The sequence below is a fragment of the Aquimarina addita genome (genome assembly GCF_039539305.1).
Lineage (GTDB): Bacteria > Bacteroidota > Bacteroidia > Flavobacteriales > Flavobacteriaceae > Aquimarina > Aquimarina addita.
Window position 1 is genome coordinate 276,161 of record NZ_BAABCW010000002.1, and the last position, 18,858, is coordinate 295,018.

General features: G+C 33.2%; 16 protein-coding genes. 9 read left to right on the plus strand and 7 right to left on the minus strand.

What is annotated here, in order from left to right; genetic code table 11:
- Nucleotides 1-3 precede the first annotated feature (3 nt).
- The 3 genes from ABD816_RS03900 (at nt 4) to ABD816_RS03910 (ending at nt 4,192) form a co-directional block, all read left to right on the plus strand.
- Entirely contained in the window at nt 4-1,557 is a 1,554-nt protein-coding gene (locus ABD816_RS03900) for a SulP family inorganic anion transporter (protein WP_344924941.1), read from the plus strand.
- Nucleotides 1,558-1,565: 8 nt separating this feature from the next.
- Nucleotides 1,566-2,195, plus strand: coding sequence for a carbonic anhydrase family protein (locus tag ABD816_RS03905; RefSeq protein WP_344924943.1), 630 nt, complete (start codon nt 1,566-1,568; stop codon nt 2,193-2,195).
- Between the two features lie 119 nt (nt 2,196-2,314).
- Nucleotides 2,315-4,192 carry a SulP family inorganic anion transporter gene (locus ABD816_RS03910; RefSeq protein ID WP_344924944.1) on the plus strand — a complete coding sequence of 626 codons (1,878 nt, stop codon included), beginning with the start codon at nt 2,315-2,317 and terminating at the stop codon, nt 4,190-4,192.
- Nucleotides 4,193-4,254: 62 nt separating this feature from the next.
- On the opposite strand, the gene ABD816_RS03915 is transcribed toward ABD816_RS03910, so the two are convergent.
- Entirely contained in the window at nt 4,255-4,758 is a 504-nt protein-coding gene (locus ABD816_RS03915; RefSeq protein ID WP_344924946.1) for a CvpA family protein, read from the minus strand.
- 143 nt (nt 4,759-4,901) lie between these two features.
- On the opposite strand from ABD816_RS03915, the gene ABD816_RS03920 reads away from it, so the two are divergent.
- The 4 genes from ABD816_RS03920 (at nt 4,902) to ABD816_RS03935 (ending at nt 7,677) form a co-directional block, all read left to right on the plus strand.
- The gene (locus tag ABD816_RS03920; protein WP_344924948.1) at nt 4,902-5,618 is read left to right on the plus strand and encodes a toxin-antitoxin system YwqK family antitoxin; all 717 of its coding nucleotides are present in this window, start codon (nt 4,902-4,904) and stop codon (nt 5,616-5,618) included.
- A gap of 72 nt (nt 5,619-5,690) precedes the next feature.
- Nucleotides 5,691-6,047 carry a hypothetical protein gene (locus tag ABD816_RS03925; RefSeq protein WP_344924950.1) on the plus strand — a complete coding sequence of 119 codons (357 nt, stop codon included), beginning with the start codon at nt 5,691-5,693 and terminating at the stop codon, nt 6,045-6,047.
- 145 nt (nt 6,048-6,192) lie between these two features.
- Nucleotides 6,193-7,212, plus strand: coding sequence for a phenylalanine--tRNA ligase subunit alpha (pheS, locus tag ABD816_RS03930; RefSeq protein WP_344924952.1), 1,020 nt, complete (start codon nt 6,193-6,195; stop codon nt 7,210-7,212).
- A 69-nt stretch (nt 7,213-7,281) separates the two neighbouring features.
- A complete protein-coding gene (locus tag ABD816_RS03935; RefSeq protein WP_344924953.1) occupies nt 7,282-7,677 on the plus strand; it encodes a hypothetical protein in 396 nt (131 codons plus the stop codon).
- A 163-nt stretch (nt 7,678-7,840) separates the two neighbouring features.
- Here ABD816_RS03935 and ABD816_RS03940 read toward each other — a convergent pair whose 3' ends face one another.
- Entirely contained in the window at nt 7,841-8,590 is a 750-nt protein-coding gene (locus ABD816_RS03940; protein ID WP_344924954.1) for an acyl-CoA desaturase, read from the minus strand.
- A 1,009-nt stretch (nt 8,591-9,599) separates the two neighbouring features.
- Between ABD816_RS03940 and ABD816_RS03945 the strand changes: the two genes are divergently transcribed.
- Both ABD816_RS03945 and ABD816_RS03950 read left to right on the plus strand, forming a co-directional pair.
- Nucleotides 9,600-10,163 (plus strand): hypothetical protein, encoded by a 564-nt coding sequence (locus ABD816_RS03945; RefSeq protein ID WP_344924955.1) that lies wholly within the window; start codon nt 9,600-9,602, stop codon nt 10,161-10,163.
- A gap of 13 nt (nt 10,164-10,176) precedes the next feature.
- Entirely contained in the window at nt 10,177-10,692 is a 516-nt protein-coding gene (locus ABD816_RS03950; RefSeq protein WP_344924956.1) for a nuclear transport factor 2 family protein, read from the plus strand.
- Nucleotides 10,693-10,731: 39 nt separating this feature from the next.
- Here ABD816_RS03950 and ABD816_RS03955 read toward each other — a convergent pair whose 3' ends face one another.
- From ABD816_RS03955 to ABD816_RS03975, 5 genes are all read right to left on the minus strand, one after another.
- Nucleotides 10,732-13,146 carry a TonB-dependent receptor plug domain-containing protein gene (locus ABD816_RS03955; RefSeq protein ID WP_344924958.1) on the minus strand — a complete coding sequence of 805 codons (2,415 nt, stop codon included), beginning with the start codon at nt 13,144-13,146 and terminating at the stop codon, nt 10,732-10,734.
- A 3-nt stretch (nt 13,147-13,149) separates the two neighbouring features.
- Nucleotides 13,150-13,869: a DNA repair protein RecO gene (gene recO, locus ABD816_RS03960; protein WP_344924960.1), complete on the minus strand. Its 720-nt coding sequence runs from the start codon at nt 13,867-13,869 to the stop codon at nt 13,150-13,152.
- Nucleotides 13,869-16,133 (minus strand): type IX secretion system anionic LPS delivery protein PorZ, encoded by a 2,265-nt coding sequence (gene porZ, locus ABD816_RS03965; RefSeq protein ID WP_344924961.1) that lies wholly within the window; start codon nt 16,131-16,133, stop codon nt 13,869-13,871. Before porZ ends, recO begins: the two co-directional genes overlap by 1 nt.
- A 123-nt stretch (nt 16,134-16,256) precedes the next feature.
- Nucleotides 16,257-17,600 (minus strand): NADP-specific glutamate dehydrogenase, encoded by a 1,344-nt coding sequence (gene gdhA / locus ABD816_RS03970; protein ID WP_344924962.1) that lies wholly within the window; start codon nt 17,598-17,600, stop codon nt 16,257-16,259.
- A gap of 103 nt (nt 17,601-17,703) precedes the next feature.
- Nucleotides 17,704-18,858, minus strand: a complete 1,155-nt coding sequence (locus ABD816_RS03975; RefSeq protein WP_425549106.1) for a cystathionine gamma-synthase — start codon at nt 18,856-18,858, stop codon at nt 17,704-17,706.

The following is an 18,858-nucleotide window of genomic DNA, read 5'->3' on the forward strand; positions in this document are numbered from 1 at the left end:
ATTATGAGTGTTTTTAAAAATTTAAAAAACGATTTCCCTGCTAGTATTGTGGTGTTTTTTGTTGCACTACCTTTATGTTTAGGTATTGCATTGGCGAGTGGAGCACCTTTGTTTTCTGGTCTAATAGCCGGAATAGTTGGAGGAATAATAGTAGGAGCAATTAGTGGATCTAAAATAGGGGTTAGTGGTCCGGCTGCTGGTTTAGCGGCTATCGTTTTTACCGCTATTGAAGACCTTGGAAGTTTAGAGATTTTTTTAGTTGCAGTAGTACTTGCTGGTATTTTTCAGGTGATTTTAGGAATTTTAAAAGCTGGTGTTATTGGGTATTATTTTCCATCATCGGTTATCAAAGGTATGTTAACTGGTATCGGAATTGTAATCATAAAAAAGCAAATACCTTACTTTTTTGGTCATGAATACGCTAAAGATGTTGGCTTTTTAGAATTTTTTCAAACATTTGACAAAACAAACTTAAGTTCAGTCATTATTGGATTAGTAGGCCTTTTTATATTAATACTTTGGCAGCAAATTCTTAGTAAAAAAGGAAAAATTTTTAAATTAATTCAAGGTCCATTAGTTGTCGTAGTAGTTGGAATTTTATACTATATAATGACCTCAGGAAATGCCCAATTAGCGCTAAACTCTTATGAATTAGTTAAAATACCTGAAGCCAATAGTTTTGATTCCTTTTTAAATTTATTTACAAGTCCAGACTTCAGTGAGATTGGTAATGAAACTGTATGGATTGTTGCGTTTACTATTGCAATTGTAGCAAGTTTAGAAACCTTGTTATGTGTTGAGGCTACTGATAAATTAGATCCTGATAAAAATGTGACACCTACCAATAGAGAATTAGTAGCACAAGGAGTTGGAAACATTGTATCTGGTTTAATAGGTGGCTTACCTATAACACAAGTAATCGTAAGAAGTTCTGCTAATATTGAATCTGGTGGTAAAAGTAAATTGTCTGCCATTATTCACGGTTTTCTTATACTAATTTCTATTATCATTATTCCTGGTTTGCTTAAACAGATACCTTTATCGGTATTAGCTGCTATATTATTTATTGTAGGGTTTAAGTTAGCGAAGCCTTCGACTTTTATGAATATATTTAAACTTGGTTGGAAACAATTCGTACCATTTATTGTTACTGTTATAGGAATTGTATTTTCTAATTTATTAGTGGGTATCGGTCTAGGTTTAGCAGTAGGTATTTTTGTCATACTTTATAAAAGCTATCAAAATTCCCATTTCTTGCATAAAGAAGGAGGAGATAATATTGATGGCAAAATCAAAATGACTCTTGCAGAAGAAGTAACTTTTTTTAACAAGGGTGCAATTTTAAAAGAGTTGGATGGTATTGAAAAAGATTCTTTTCTTATCTTAGACGTTAGTAAAACAAGATATTTAGATAATGACATCATAGAGATTTTAGAAGATTTTTCACAAAAAGCTAAAACAAGAAATATAAATATTCAGTTATTATCAGAACGTGGAACTATTGAAAACCCTGATAGTTTTATTCAGTTTTTTCAATTAAGACCAAAAACAGTATAATTATAGCTATGAAAGCATTTACCAAAGAAAAACAGGCAGAAATTACACCTCAGTCTGCATTGAATCTTCTTAAAGAGGGTAATACAAGATTTCAGCAAAAGAGAATGGCTGATAGAGATTTACTAGATCAAGTAAATGACACAAAAAGTGGACAATTTCCGTTTGCAACAGTACTAAGTTGTATTGATTCGCGGGTATCTTCTGAACTTATTTTTGATCAGGGAATAGGAGATATTTTTAGTGCGAGAGTTGCAGGTAATTTTGTTAACGAAGATATTCTTGGTAGTATGGAGTTTGCTTGCAAATTAGCAGGTACAAAACTGGTATTAGTGCTAGGTCACACCAGTTGTGGTGCTGTAAAAGGTGCCTGTGATGATGCTAAAATGGGCAACTTAACTGCTCTGCTGAGCAAAATAAAACCAGCAGTATTACAAGTGACTGAGCCATCAGACATTTCTCTTAGAAATTCTAAAAATATAGATTTTGTTAATGAGGTTGCTATAAAAAATGTAGAACTAACTATCGAAAATATAAGAAAAGATAGTGAAGTTTTACGAGAAATGGAATCGAAGGAAGAAATACAAATTATTGGAGGTATGTATGATATTAACGATGGTAGCGTTCGATTTTTTGATTAAAAAAAATATAAAAACAGAAGTTTAAAAATAAAAAGTAAGGTCGATTTTAACCTTACTTTTTATTTTTAAATTAATTATAGTTGGGTAGTAAATTATCATTTATACAAAAAATAATGATTATGAAAGGATTTTTTAGAAATCTTAAAGGAGATGCATTTGGAGGATTGACATCAGGCATAGTAGCATTACCTTTAGCTTTAGCATTTGGTGTGTCCTCTGGTATGGGACCGAGCGCGGGGTTATATGGTGCTATTTTCATTAGTTTTTTTGCAGCACTTTTTGGAGGTACAAATACACAAATTTCAGGGCCTACTGCACCCATGACTGCAGTTAGTATGGTTGTTATCGCTGGTATTGTTGCAGCAAATGATGGTGATTTAGGGAGTGCACTTCCGGCAATTTTAACCGTATTTTTACTGGCAGGATTAATGCAAATCGGACTTGGATTATTAGGCACGGGTAGATATATCAGATACATTCCATATCCTGTAATATCTGGTTTTATGACTGCTATTGGTGTGATTATTTTATTAACACAAATACTACCTTCACTAGGATATTATCCAAAAGAAGATCTTGACTATGTAAACAATTTTAAATCTGAAGCGAAAGAAGTACTCTTAGAGAATATCTTAAAAGATGAAGTTGGAGAGGGAATGCTGGTTTTAGAAAATTTGGAAGGAACTATTAGCAAAGCTGATGAAATTACAGAGGCCGTTATACTAAAAGAATCTCAAACTCTTGCTGCAAAAGAAGCTTCGGGAGCTTTAGGAGCTTTAAAAGTAATTTCAAGAGCGATCAAAAATATTAGTTGGATAGAGTTATTGCTAGCGTTAGGAACAATTTTCATTATTTATGGCTTTAAACGAATTACTATGGCGATCCCTAGTACATTAGTAGCATTAATAGTCATGTCTGGTATCGCTTATGGGTTCAATATGCCCTATCGGTCTATAGAGGAAATTCCAGTAACAATTCCTACTCCTAATCTTGAAATTTTCACAAAATTTAGCTTAGATAATATTACTCCTTATATTTTTACGGCATTAACCTTAGCATTGTTAGGAGCGATAGATTCTCTGTTAACAAGTGTCATTGCTGATAATATGACTAAGACAAAACATAAGCCTAATAGAGAATTAGTAGGACAAGGTATAGGAAACAGTGTGGCTGCGATTTTTGGTGGTATTCCGGGAGCTGGAGCCACTATCAGAACTGTTGTGAATATCAATTCGGGTGGAAAAACTAAATTATCTGGGATGATAGCAGGGATTATATTACTGGTAGTTATGCTTGGGTTAGGTCCTGTGGCATCTAAAATTCCTGCTGCAGTACTTGCAGGAATTTTGATTACAGTGGGTATCGGTGTAATGGATTATAAAGGACTAAAAGCAATCCCTAGCCTGCCAAGAGATATTAAATTGGGGCCTGTTCGTATAAGTTCAGAGGTATTGATTATGTTAATTGTTTTAGTATTGTCTACTTTCTGGAACCTTGTATATGCTGTAGGTATAGGGTTGGTGATAGCTTCCCTTACGTTCATGAAAAAAATTGGAGAGATTACCGCAGAGCGATCTGATGTAAAACCTTTGAAGGAAGAAGAATGGAAAGATGAAATTAATTTCCCTGAAGATCTAAAAGAAAAAGTTTTTATAAAGCACTTAAAAGGACCCTTGTTTTTTGGTTCTACAAGTGATTTTCAGCAATTAACTCTACAGATACCTGATAATGCATCTGTCGTAATTCTTAGACTTGAAAAAATGTCATATATGGATCAATCAGGATTATATGCTATGGAAGATATGTTACAGAAATTACAAGATAAAAATATAGAAGTAGTTTTTGTAAATGTGTTAAAACAACCTCGCTATATGATGGAAAGGATTGATATCATCCCTGATTTAATTCCCGAAAATCATATTTTTAAGAATTTTTCCAATTGTTTACTCCATATCAAAGAAATTATAAATCATAAAAAATTACTAGATAAAAGATAGACTTATGCCTTATATAATAATACATAAGGCAGATTTTCTAAACCAATAATATTATAAGTTTATCAGATGGTCTCCTCTTCCTTTTCTGAATCCAATATATTAGGTAATACCATGGGGGCAAATTTTCGCACAGGAGTATATAAGATAGAAGAACTTAGTGTTTCCTGAGGAATAACATTAAGAGATCTGTTTCCGGCATCTAAAAACACAATGACGACACTTGCGATAAAAGCAAACTTTAAAGCACCAAAAGTAGCTCCTAGTAATTTGTTGAGAATTCCAAGATGAGCAAAATCAGCAATTTTGGTTAATAGTTTTCCTGCTAGAGAAACCAATATAACAATGGTAATAAATGTAATTGCAAATGCCGCAAGTTTCATTGCTCCATCCTGCCAATCCACATATTGTGCTAAATATGCTCCAGCAACATCAGAAAAATGAACTGCAATATAAATTCCTGCAATTAAGGCGACTAAGGAGGCCAGAGAAACAAACAGCCCTTTACTATATCCTCTGATTACTCCCCAAAGAAGCAAAACGCCTAAGATAATGTCAATATAATTCATGCATAATTTTTAATGGGACTAATATAATGTTTTAAATCAAAAAATGAAGATAGGATAAAGAACAAGCTATTCGCAAAAAAAGAACATAACTTAAATGTAATGTATCGTTATAATTTTAATAAAGATTAGAGTATTTTGGTAAGATGAAAAATGGTTTAAAAATTAGTGTTTTACTCTTAGGGATTATTTTTTTCGGGTGTGTTCATAATAAAGAAGAACTCAAGGTAGAGTATTATGAAACTGGAGATGTAAAAGCTATTGGGACACTTAAAGATACGAAGAGAGTAGGAGTTTGGGCTTTTTATGATGAACTAGGAACGAGAGTAGATTCTATAGTTTATCAGAATGGAAAGAAAAATGGTTGGTTAAGAGGATATGATCTTAGAATCAGGCAATTAGATAAAGAAGGACAGTATAAGGATGATAAAGAGACTGGAGTTTGGAAAACATATCATGCCGGAGGCACGGTACATACAATAGAAACATTTGAAAAAGGGAACAAAATAGGAGAGTCTGTTTATTATTATGCAGGAGGCAATCCCAAAATAAGTATTTTGTATAATAACCAAGGACAGAAACATGGATTGACTACAGAATATTACACTAATGGATTGGTGGCAGTTACGGGGCAGTATGAACAAGATGTACCATCAGGAACATGGAAAGAATATTATGAAAATAATAAACTAAAAGAATCTTATAGCTACCAATCGGGACTATGGCACGGTGTTTATGAAAAATATCACGCTAATGGACTACTAGCTACAAAAGGGATGTATAATCAGGATACCAGAACAGGGATTTGGAAGTATTATGATGAGAAGGGGAACGAACTGGATAATGAGATTATTGAAGAATAATTGAAATAAAGGTTTTAGATAATTAAAGCATAAAACCGTATCAAATCGTATTTTTGCAGAATAAGAAGAATTATGGCTAGAGATGAACAGTTAAAAGAAAGATGGGAAGATTTAGTGTTTAAATTGTCACATCAGTTTGCAGATGGAGATACTCTGGATCTGGACGGTATTATTTACCTTATTGGAGTTCAGGAATTAGGTCAGATTCACCGAACCTTTAAAAAAGATGAGAAGTTAGATCTAATGCATATTGCTATATGTAGATTGCTGGAACCTTATGGATATTACGAATTTGATTATTTTGATGAGCAAGGTTGGCCTCATTATAAAATTAAAGAAGAATTACCGAATTTAAAAGCAGGTGAACAGTCCATACTGATGAAGGGTGCTATTGTAGATTATTTTGTAAGTAGTAAGTATATAGTCTAGAAAAAAAATAGAGTAAAACGAGAAAACTTCCTACATCCTGTAGGTAATATGTGATTTTGTAGCTTTTGTAATGCACTTTTTTATTTTTTGTGTTGACAAAGTAACAAAAACCGCTAAATTTGTTGCATTATTTAAGAACAAGGTCATGATCGATAAGATTAAAGAATATATTGCCGAAGTTGAAGAATTCAAAGCCAAAACGAAAGAAGAAGTTGAGTCTTTTAGAATCAGGTTCTCTGGTAAAAAGGGATTGATTAACGATTTTTTTTCTGAATTTAAGAATGTAGCTGCAGAACAAAAAAAAGAGTTCGGTCAGACTGTAAATGCGCTTAAAAATGCTGCAGAAGAAAAGGTTAGAGCTTTAAAAGAAGAACTAGAATCCCAAGAAGAAGATAAAGGAACGTATGGTGATTTGACACGTCCATCAGAGCCGATAACTTTAGGGTCAAGACATCCAATATCGTTAGTAAAAAATCAAATTATAGATATATTTTCCCGTATTGGTTTTAATGTAAGTGAAGGACCGGAAATAGAGGATGACTGGCATAATTTTACCGCATTAAACCTGCCAGAGTATCATCCAGCTCGTGATATGCAGGATACATTTTTTATACAAACGGATCCAGATATCTTATTGCGTACTCATACTTCATCAGTACAAGTGCGATATATGGAAAACAATCAACCACCTATCAGAACGATTTCTCCAGGGAGAGTTTTTCGTAATGAAGCTATCTCTGCCAGATCTCATTGCTTTTTTCATCAGGTAGAAGGGTTATATATTGACAAGGATGTATCGTTTGCAGATTTAAAACAAACTTTACAATATTTTACCACAGAGATGTTTGGTAAATCCAGAATTAGGTTAAGACCATCTTATTTTCCTTTTACAGAACCTAGTGCAGAAGTAGATGTATATTGGGGATTAGAGACAGAAACGGATTATAAAATGACCAAAGGAACAGGATGGCTGGAGATTATGGGTTGTGGTATGGTAGATCCTAATGTATTAAAGAATTGTAATATTGATCCTGACGAGTATAGCGGATTTGCATTCGGAATGGGAATTGATCGTATTGCATTACTTTTATATGGTATCTCAGATATTCGTATGCTGAGCGAAAATGATGTTCGTTTCCTTGAGCAATTTAAATCAGCTTTATAAGTTGCAGTGAGTCTTTTGTTTTTTTAGCAATAAGCCCTACAAATTCAGTTACTATTCCAAGTATATGATATGAAAAAAGATATCGAAATACCAGTTGTGAAAGACGTCTATATTGCTATTATTAAAGAATGGGATGATGATTTTTTGGCTAAAAACTGGAATTCTTATATTATCAACGATCAGGATATTGCTATAGAAATGGTACTAGTGGTAACTAAAGGTTATGATGAAAAAAGAAAAACTTCTTTATTAAGACATGGTATTGGGACTATAGAGGCTAAGTCATCTGCAAAAATTGAAATGATTCAGGAAGAGTTATTAGCGATGAACAATGAGTTTTCTGTTACATTCTTTATGGAAGATAAGCTATTTGATAAAAAATATATTTTTGAAAAAAATACGATAAATGAGGAAGCTTTTCAGAACCTTCCAATACTAGAGCAGCCAGGAGTTTTAGGTCGGTAACGTGTCTCTGTACAATAGAATTCTCCTCTTTATTATTCATAAATAGTATTCTATTTTTTTGATAATTATACCTATCAACTTATATTGAAATCTAAATACACCTATCTGGTTGAATAATAATCCGGTTCAATATTTTATTTAATACTTTACAAAAAGAAAACCACTATGATTTAATAGCGATTGCTCTCTTTTTAAGCTGAATAATTCCAATGCTATTAAGAAAAATCATAATGTAAAAAGTAGGGTCGATCTCATACCATCGTATTCCCCCAAAATTTGCTCTGTGGCTATATTTATGGTGATTATTATGATAGCCTTCTCCCATCATCAAAAAATCAAAGGGTAATAAATTCTTTGAGGTGTTATTTACCTGAAAATTAGTGTAGCCTACTATATGACCAAACCAATTGATAATCACTCCATGAATTGGTGCCATTAAGAAAGCCACTGGCAGAAATAGCCACTGCCACCAGGCAGTTGCAAAAAAATAGAAAAACAGCGTATATAATAAGCCCCAGATAACTCTGGAAGTCGTAGAACTTGCAAAGTTGTCAAATTTTGCCCACTGCGGGGTGTTTTTGGTAAATTTTGTATCTAGTTCGATTCTGTTATTATTAATATCCTGATAGATCGATTTAGTACGCCACATCATAGAGAAGAGATTGCTATCATATTTAGGAGAATGTGGATCTTTTTCTGTGTCTACATATGCATGATGCATTCGATGCATTACACCATATCCATAAGCACTTAGATAATTAGAACCCTGAAATACCCATGTAAGAAAAAAACAGACCTTTTCAGTAAAATTAGACATGGTAAAGGTTTGATGTGCAGCATAACGATGAAGAAAAAAGCTTTGAAAAAATAAGCCCGTATACCATAGAATAACCATAAAAAGCAAAATAGCCATTTTGTTGAGTTTTAGATTTGATGAGAATAGCACAAGAAACAAACCAATTTTTAGAGTTTATTAATAAAATTAGAATGATTAAATGTACAACGATCAAAGTTAGCCTATTCTACATAGTAAATTAGAAATTTAACGCTGTTTAAGAATTGTTTTCTATCAGGAATGTTGAAAAAAAATCCCTCTCACAATATTGGAGAGGGAATTTAGTAATTACAGGATATAATACCTTGTTCCCCAACAGGTGCAAATTTACTGTCCCCCAACAAATAAATTTACCCAGTACTATACTGATAATTACAGTGTAATGTAAAACGCATTTTACATTAGCAAGTATGCCTTATCGTATGAATATCAATTGTTTTTGTAATTGAACGATTTATAAACTACATCTTAAATCGATACAAGAAATAAATTCTGTATTCATATATATATTTAAAATAAAATTTGTGTGAGTTTTTAGTTAGATCGTAACTAAATTGGATGATGTGTGAAATGAATGGTTATCCATTATGATGAAACAAATATACGGACTTAATTTGGAAAAGAAAGTATTTTGTTAACGTTTATTTAAGAGTTTTTGTTACTTCTTAAATAAAAGGGAGACTTTCTAATATACGCTAGTAATGTTAATGATGATGGAACACTGACTTATAGACTTATTTTGTGAGGTATTCATTCATGATTCGGTAAATGAGTAATTTACAATCATTAATTAGTAGAACATTAATGATCACTTTCAATATTTAATTGTTGTCGCGTTCATTATATTTTTATAAATATATTATATAGGTTAATTTATTCATGATTTTTATTTTAGTAAGCTGTAATATGAAGCTTAGCAAAGGGGTTAGTAAAAGGTAGCTTCTACTTTTGTTAATAGTTTCATACAAAAATAATTTTAAAACTAAATTTTTAGTTTTTGATATAGTATTTTTAGATAAGCTGAGAACTTATAATTTTTAGTTGTAGCGATATTCCTTATTTTTGGTCTGTTACTTAAACAACTAAGATGAGATCAATAATTTATATTTGCTTTGTACTATCTTTAATTTTCTTTGGATGTAAAAAAGATACTGGTACTGTATCTGCAGAGGAGCAAACAACGGTTGAATTAGACAGTTTGTCAAAGGAGAAAATTAAAGTAAAATTATTAAAACTTTCTCCTGAAGCTAAAGAAAGTGTGGAGAAAATAGAAGATTTCCAGCATTTAAAAAATTTAATGCAATCTATGCAATCTTCTAATAGTTTTTATATTAAAAAGTATGCAGATAGTATGAATATTCTAATTCAAAATTTTAATGAGAACTTATCAAAAGAATGGAAAGTAAATACAATTAAATCAAGAATATCGGTATTACTTACAGAGGCTGGACTATTACTGGAGCTTTCTGGAAAAGAGCATCCTGAGTCAAAAAAATTGTTGAAAGCCAATACACAATTAGTAGCTGCTTATAATAGTCTTGTAATTCAATTGAATGAATTATCCCTTGCGATACCAGATAATATCGAGAAAGAACTTCTTAAAGAAAAATCACTTTTTAGAGATTCTATCATTGATGATCCTAAGAAATAATATGTATAAGATTATGACAAGAAATTATATCTTTCTAACCTTTTTACTGATATATACAATAGGTATTTCTCAAATAAAGACAGCAGCAGTTCAAAGTGATTCCGAGATTACAACTACCGTAGAACAATGGCATAAAGCTGCAGCTGATGCTAATTTTGAAGCTTATTTTAATTTGATGACGGCTGATGCTGTTTTTATAGGCACTGATCCTACAGAAAATTGGTCTCTGAAGTCTTTTAAAGCATTTGCTAAGCCTTATTTTGATCGTGGAAAGGCATGGAGTTTTAGTACTCTAGACAGAAATATATTTACACAACCTGAAAGTAATTTTGCTTGGTTTGATGAATTATTAAAAACACAGATGGGAATTTGTCGGGGTAGCGGTGTATTAGAAAAGACAATAGCTGGATGGAAAATCAAACATTATGTATTGTCAATAGCAATTCCTAATGAAAATGTGAAAGAAATTACGAGTATCAAGCAAGGATTTGACTCAAATTTGATGAAACTTTTGAAAGAAGATAAATAATTTCACTAGTAATTTATGACCAATAGACGATATTTTTACTTAAAAGGAATACTTTAAAGAAGCAATGAAATTTCTACCTGCAGCTGATATTCCAGAGGAATAAGGCCTATATCGCTGGTCTGTAAGATTTTCTATAGTAACGGTTGCTTGTATGTATTTATTAAACCGGTATTGAGATCTTACATTTAGTGTATACCAAGCGGGTGAATATGGATCACCATTCTCGTCTTTTGCATAGATATACTCTTTACTTTGTTCTGAAGAGGCCAAATCATTAAAATTAAATTCACCATTAAATGCCGCAAAAGTGTCTATTAACCATTTATCAGCCGTATAGGAAAGGTGTGCATTGCCAAACTGAGGAGCAACGTGTCTGGAAGGTGAAACAGAGCCGTCATCAAGTTCTTCTTCTCCGCCAGTAAATGTATATTGAGAAGAAAAGTTAAAGTTATTAGCGAAGTCATAACTAATTCCTGCTTCAAATCCATAGACATCAGCATTTGCAGCATTTTGAATTGCTTGAACATTACTTAATTCACCACCAAACAGGATTTCAGTTTCTCCATTAAGTTCAAAATCTCTGCGCACCAATGCGTTATCAAGTTTTGTGAAGAATAGAGCCATATCTACAGTAAATTTTGTGTGCACCTTTGCAGTAAGCCCAATCTCTGCATTATATGCGTATTCTGGGTCTAAATCAGGGTTAGGAACTACAACAGACCCCGGTTCGGATTCAAAAATTTTTCCAACATCATCAATATTAGGTGCTCTGAATGCTGTTGAAAAATTAAGTTTCCAATGCAATAAGTCATTTGGTAACCAGCTAAAACCAGCAGTTCCGGTAAGTGCCTCAGTATCTAAGTTTGCTTCTGTAAAAGGAAAATCAAAGAAATCATCATCAAATTGTGAGTATAATATAATTCTATTATAACGTAATCCTCCCTGAAACCTTAGTTGTTTACTAAACTTACTTTTTATGCTGGCATATGCCGCAATAGATTGCCAGGTAGAACCATCCGGATATCTGGAAGGAGCAGCAACAGCTTCATTTGTTATCATATTAAAATTTGAGCCTTCAGAATGAACTTGATTTAAAATATACTCTAAACCATAATATAGAGAAGTTTTTTTATCAAATGTTTTCTCAAAATCAAAATTTGCGGAATATGCATCTACATTTTCCCGTGTTCTGGATAAAATAGTATCTCCAAAATCACGATCATTTCTACTTTCTTCAAAATGCTGATACGCTGCGGTAATCTGCAATCGATTATATAATATACTTCTGGACTTATGAACTACCCGTGCATTTCCCATTAACCATTTTTGTGGTCCATAATACCATTCAGCTGATCGTAGGCTACCATCATCATTAGTGCGAATCAATCGGTCATAGCGTGCATAATCTGAGGTAGCGGTATACATAAACCCACCACTAAATTCCCAGTTTTCATTAGGTAAAAAATAAACTTTCTGTAAAAAATTTATTTGATCGTATCCTGTATACAACTGGGTTTCGGGATCATTATTTTGTATTACAGTATCAACTCCATTGATGGTTTCTACATATTCTGATCGTAAATAATCATCAGAACCATGACTCCCCATAGTAAGATGATCAAAATCTGTATAGCTTATACTCGTGAGAAAGGCCCATTTTTCAAATCCAACGTTAAGATCAATATGTCTGGTTTTTTCATTACTTGCACTAGCGTATCTTGCCACAGCGTTTCCGCTGAGTCTGTTTTTACCATTAATTGCAAATTTTGGTTGTGCTGTATAAAAATTTATAACACCTCCGATAGCATCGCTACCGTACACTACAGATCCGGGACCCAAAATAACTTCAGTTCTATCAACTGCAAACGGATCTACAGAAATTACATTTTGTACATTACCTCCTCTAAAAATGGCAGTATTCATTCTTACTCCATCTACAGTAAGTAATAATCTGTTTGTAGAAAAACCTCTAATCATAGGGCTTCCTCCTCCAAGTTGACTTTTTTGTATAAATACCTGACCACTACTTTGTAATAAATCTGCCGATGTTTGTGGAGTACTTAAAGCAATTTCACTTGCAGATAGGCTTACTATTTTCTGAGTAACGTCTTTTTTATCCTGTTTCCATTTTGAAACGGAAATGATCACCTCAGAAAGTTGATTTTTATCAATTTCTAAGTAAACTATACTTTCCGTTTTTGCAATCTGAGATTTTGTATAACTGGTGGTTATATGAGAAATATGTGCAAAAAAAAGTTTCTCAGTGTCTGAAAACATGGAAATATCTACCTGACCATCAAAATCGGTTTCTGTGATTTTAGTTTTCGATTTGTTATAAATCGTAACACTGGGAACGGGTTGATTATTAGACCTGCTGAGTACAGTTGCCTTTTGTGCACTACTATCAGTCATAAAAGATAGAGCAAGTATAATAACTATAATAAATATACGCATTACTTAGTCAAAAATTTCAGTTAAAACCGAAAGCGATTTCGGTTTCTTAAAACCGTGCAAATGTAATTCAAAATATACTAACAATATGGTCAAAATACTATTTCTTACATTCCTCGTAGTTCGGATATCCATACTTGCCTCAAATGTCGTGCCTAAAAACCCTTTTAACAAGGTAATGTTTTCTCCTTCAATGCAATACAAGTTAGAGTTATTAGATTGAAAACAGCCTTCCTGTAGATTAAAATATCTACAGGATATTTTTGAAAGATCAGGATAGAAACCCAAATACTGAGTCAGTTTAATCAAAAATGAAATGTGGAAATTACTAATATTCTCATTGGTATCTAACCATAGTAATGCGGTAGTTACATATTCAAATAAGCTTTCGTTGGCTTCTTCTTCTTTAATTGAATTTTTTAGTATTTCAGAAATGAAAAAAACCAAAGAACTTTTAACAACATCAGTTTGTAAGGTTGCATATGGAAGTAAGATTTTAGCTTCTCGTAGCCTTTCTAATGTATCATTATTTCTATGATTTGCTTCAATTTCTAACAAGGTTAAAGGTTGAAATAAAGAAGATCTGATTTTTCCTTTTTTAGATTTTAAAATTCCTTTTAATAAATAGGACTTAAGACCGCTTGATTTTGTAAATAAAGAAACAATAAGATCACTATCCCCATATCGAATAGAATGAATTACTATGGCAGCAGTATTAATGATCATCAGCGTACAATCAATAACTTAGAAACTGTAGTTTCTGCTTGATCCTCTGCTGTTACTAATATAAGATACACACCTGATGCTACACGATGTCTTCCAAAAGCTGTAGTATCCCACTGAATACTTCCTCCTTCACTTATTTCTTCATATACCAGATTACCTTCTATGTCAGTAATTTTTACATTCGCTCTACTGGTGAGGCCTCTAATTGTAACATCACCACTAAATCCTGGTCTGACAGGATTAGGAAAAGCCACAACATTATTGAGGTTGTTTTCTGGTCCCGTTGCTGTACCTTTATATTCTAGTAAACCTTTATCTGTTCCAAAATAGACAGAACCCGTGGAGTCATCTACAGAGATATCCCGGATATTATTAGTAGGTAGTGGAGAATTATCCTGAGTAAAATGAGCTAAAGTCTCCTGTCCGTCAGAAGAAAAATAAAAGACTCCGGAAGAAGCAGTTGCAACCCATTTATTATTAGATCCATCAGCCTCTATATCCGTAATTGTTTCGTTAAAAAGTAATTCTTGTGGTACACCCTCATCATCCAGAATAATAATTTGATTAGTTTGGGGAGTTCCGCCCTGAAATAAGGTGGTTGGATTGAAAACGACTCTTAACCCCTGAAAAGTACCTATCCAAAGTTGATTATTTAAATCTACTTCTAGGGCAAGAACATAATCGTCAGGTAGGTTTGACCTTTCTGCTTCTCCATACAATTGTATTAATTCTTCAGTTTGGGAATTATAGCCTATAACACCCGTAGAATACCCTCCAAAGAATACATTGCCGTTAGCATCAATTACCGTATCAGAAAACCCTAAATTAAGGCCTCTAATTAGCGAAGAAGTATCCACGCTAAGAACTTCACCGGATTCTGGTGAGAATCTTTTTAATCCATTATCTACTCTGGAATTATTGATCCACAAATTTCCATTATTATCAAAAGTAGAACCATTCAATCTTATAACGTCTTGCTCTGATACTAATGTTTCAAATCCGCTATTATTTGTGTTATATAAATTAGTGACTAGATTATCATTTATTTCTAATAAACCATCTTGATAGCTACTAATAAAAACCTGTTCTTCATTCGCTGGGTTAATCGTTATATGTGTTAATGAAGTAACTCCGAGTACATCATCTTTGGAAATATTCGTCCATCCATTAGCTGTAAGTTTACTAATACCCTGTTGTTGAAGAGGAAAAGGATTATAGTTGATATCGTACTCCCCAAAAACAACCCATAAATTATCATTGAACGCTTCTAATCCAAATATTGTATTAAGTAGAGGACCTTCTGGAGATATTGTAACAGGAGTTAGTGTGTTAGCTACCTCAAGAAGCCCGTTATTCTCAGTTCCCAGATAAATAGTTTCGCCTAATAATGTTGATGTATTGAGGTTAAAACTGTTTGCATCCGTACTTTGTACTGCGTTGGTTTCTTGTAGATTGGAATCATAATGTATAGCCCTATCTGCCGTAGTGATGAGTAAACTTTCTGATGTTGCCTGCATATCCTGAATTGCTGACGGTGCTGTAATCACGGTGGTTAATGTATTATTTTCCAGACTTTTTATGGTCGTGTTATCCTGCCAAACTAACACTTGATCACCAAAAGAGGTAATACCATTAAAATTTCCGATAACTTCTGTAGACCATTGATTAAAATCTACAAGATTAGTACTATTTTCACTAGCGCTTAATATACCATTACCAATTGTACTCGCATATATTAATTCATTTGATATTGTGATACCGGTTATATTGATTTGCGAACCACCAGGACCAACAAAAAATGTATCGCCAAATTCAATTCTAGATAAATTAAACTCTACAATGCCAAATTCTGTAGCAATAAAAAGAATGTCCTGATTTTCATAAAAATGATTAATTCTTTTTTGTATTGGAGGTATAGTTGCCTTTTCTACAATGTCAATAAATGTTCTCACCTGATCATCTATTAATAATTCTATCAATCCATTGTCATATCCAATAACTGTGATGTCGAATACTGTGCTGTGATATATTGCAGAAATTGTTTCTCCAGACAATCCTTGTATAGTAGAGAATTGTTCTGTTGTTTTAGTATCAGAATCGTATATAAAAACTGCATTTTCTGATGCAGCATACACCTTATTTTCTGAGGCATATAAATCGTTAATCTCATTATAAGAGAAATGCCCTGTCCATTGATTGGTAAAATCCTGAGCAGAAAGAATGATAGGAAAAATTATAAAAACTATTACTTTAAAATATTGCATACGGCTTGAATGACTTTAAGTCCGGCTTGATAACACGCTAAAATAAGTAATTATTGTTTTTAAATAATGAAAAAGCCGCTCTAATATAGTTAGAACGGCTCTGTACTGTAAATTCAAAATTAATTAAACCACACCTTGTGCGAGCATAGCATCAGCAACTTTTACAAAACCTGCAATATTTGCTCCTTTGACATAATCAGTAAATCCATTACCATCATCTCCATATTCTAAGCATTTTTCATGAATATCGTTCATAATGTCTTTCAGTTTATTATCTACCTCCTCAGATGACCAGCTCATTCTTAAGGAGTTTTGAGACATTTCGAGTCCAGAAGTAGCAACGCCTCCTGCATTAGAAGCTTTGCCAGGGGCAAAAAGTATTTTAGCTTTATGAAATTCTGCAATGGCCTCTGGCATGGATGGCATATTTGCTCCTTCACTTACACAGATACATCCATTCTCCAATAATTTCTGAGCATCTTCGCCATTTAACTCATTTTGGGTCGCACAAGGTAAAGCGATATCACAAGGTACTTCCCAAGGTGTTTCACCTTCAAAAAATTTAGCATTGCTATAGGTATCGATATACTCGCTAATACGTCCTCTTTTTTCATTTTTTAGCGTCATCACGAATTCTAACTTCTCCTCATCAATACCATCTTCATCCAGTATATAACCAGATGAATCTGATAATGTAACTACTTTTGCTCCCAGATGAAGTGCTTTTTCTGCTGCAAATTGAGCTACATTTCCTGACCCAGAAATAACAACTGTTTTACCATCAAAAGAGTCATTTTTGGTTTTCATCATATTTTCTGCAAAATATACAGTTCCATAACCAGTAGCTTCAGGACGAATTAAGGAACCTCCCCAAGTCAATCCTTTTCCAGTTAAGACGCCTGTAAATTCATTACGCAACTTACGGTACATTCCAAATAAAAATCCTATTTCACGTCCTCCAACTCCAATATCTCCTGCAGGAATGTCCGTATTGGGACCAATATGTCTAAATAATTCACTCATAAAACTATGACAAAATCTCATAATTTCATCATCAGATTTTCCTTTTGGATCAAAGTCTGCTCCTCCTTTTCCACCACCCATAGGAAGCGTAGTCAAACTATTCTTAAAAGTCTGCTCAAAAGCTAAAAATTTTAAAATACTCATATCTACTGTCGGATGAAAACGAAGCCCTCCTTTATAAGGACCAATAGCAGAATTCATCTGTATGCGATATCCGCGATTTACATGAATCTCTCCATCATCATCTACCCATGGTACTCTAAATGTGATTGCTCGCTCTGGCTCTACCATTCTTAATAGAATATTTTTCCCATTATAAATTTCCTGAGATGCAATGTAAGGTATTACAGTCTCTGCAACTTCCTGCACAGCTTGTAAAAACTCAGGTTCGTGACCATTACGAGATCTCACCTCGTCCATGAATGTATTAATTTTATCTTGCATATGTTAATTTAATTAATGGATTCGTATATAATATAGCTTAAATTGTATCAAATATATGATATTGTCAAAAATAGATGTGAAAAAATTTAAATTTAGTAAAATTTTAATCTATTGCCTGTTTTAAATCAAAAATTAAATCATCAATATCTTCTATGCCGACACTTAATCGGATCAATGAGTCTACTACTCCTGTTTTTTCACGTTCTTCTTTAGGTATAGAAGCGTGCGTCATGCTTGCAGGATGCCCTGCAAGACTTTCTACTCCTCCCAGGGATTCTGCTAATGTGAAAACTTTTAAATTTTCTACTATTTTAATCGCTTCTTCAAAATTATTTCCCTTAGTTACAAAGGAGATCATACCGCCATATCCGTCCATTTGTTCTTTAGCGACTTTGTGGTTAGGGTGATCTTCAAAACCAGGCCAATAGACTTTTTCGATTTTAGGATGCGTTTTTAAATACCTCGCAATAGCTTCACCATTTTCACAATGACGTTGCATACGAATATGTAAGGTTTTAATTCCTCTCAGTACTAAAAAGCTATCTTGAGGACCGCAAACTGCTCCACTAGCGTTCTGAATAAAATATAGGCGTTCTGCTAATTCTTCATCTTTCACAATCAAAGCGCCCATAACGACATCACTATGACCTCCTAAATATTTTGTGGCACTGTGCATAATAATATCCGCTCCTAAATCTAAGGGTCTTTGCAGATATGGCGTAGCAAAAGTGTTATCTACTGCTAAGAGTAGATTGTGTTTTTTTGACACAGAAGCAATTGCTTTGATATCAATTATATTCATCATAGGATTTGTGGGTGTCTCTACCCAGATCAGTTTGGTGTTTTTATTTACAAACTCCTCAACTTTGTCAGCATTTTCCATGCCTATAAAATGAAACTTGATGCCAAAACCTTCGAATATTTTAGTAAACAATCGGTATGTTCCTCCATATAGATCATTAGTAGAGATTACTTCATCACCAGGCTTTAATAATTTAATAACTGCATCAATGGCAGCCAATCCAGAACCAAATGCCAGACCAAATTTTCCGTTTTCTATACTGGCAAAAGAATCCTCTAATGCTTTTCTGGTTGGATTATGTGTTCTGCTGTATTCGAATCCTTTATGGCCTCCTGGTGTTGTTTGTGCATATGTTGAAGTTTGGTATATTGGAGGCATTACTGCCCCGTATGCAGGATCGTGTTTTTGTCCTCCGTGTATTGTTTTTGTATTAAATTTCACGTGTTTTGCTTTTAT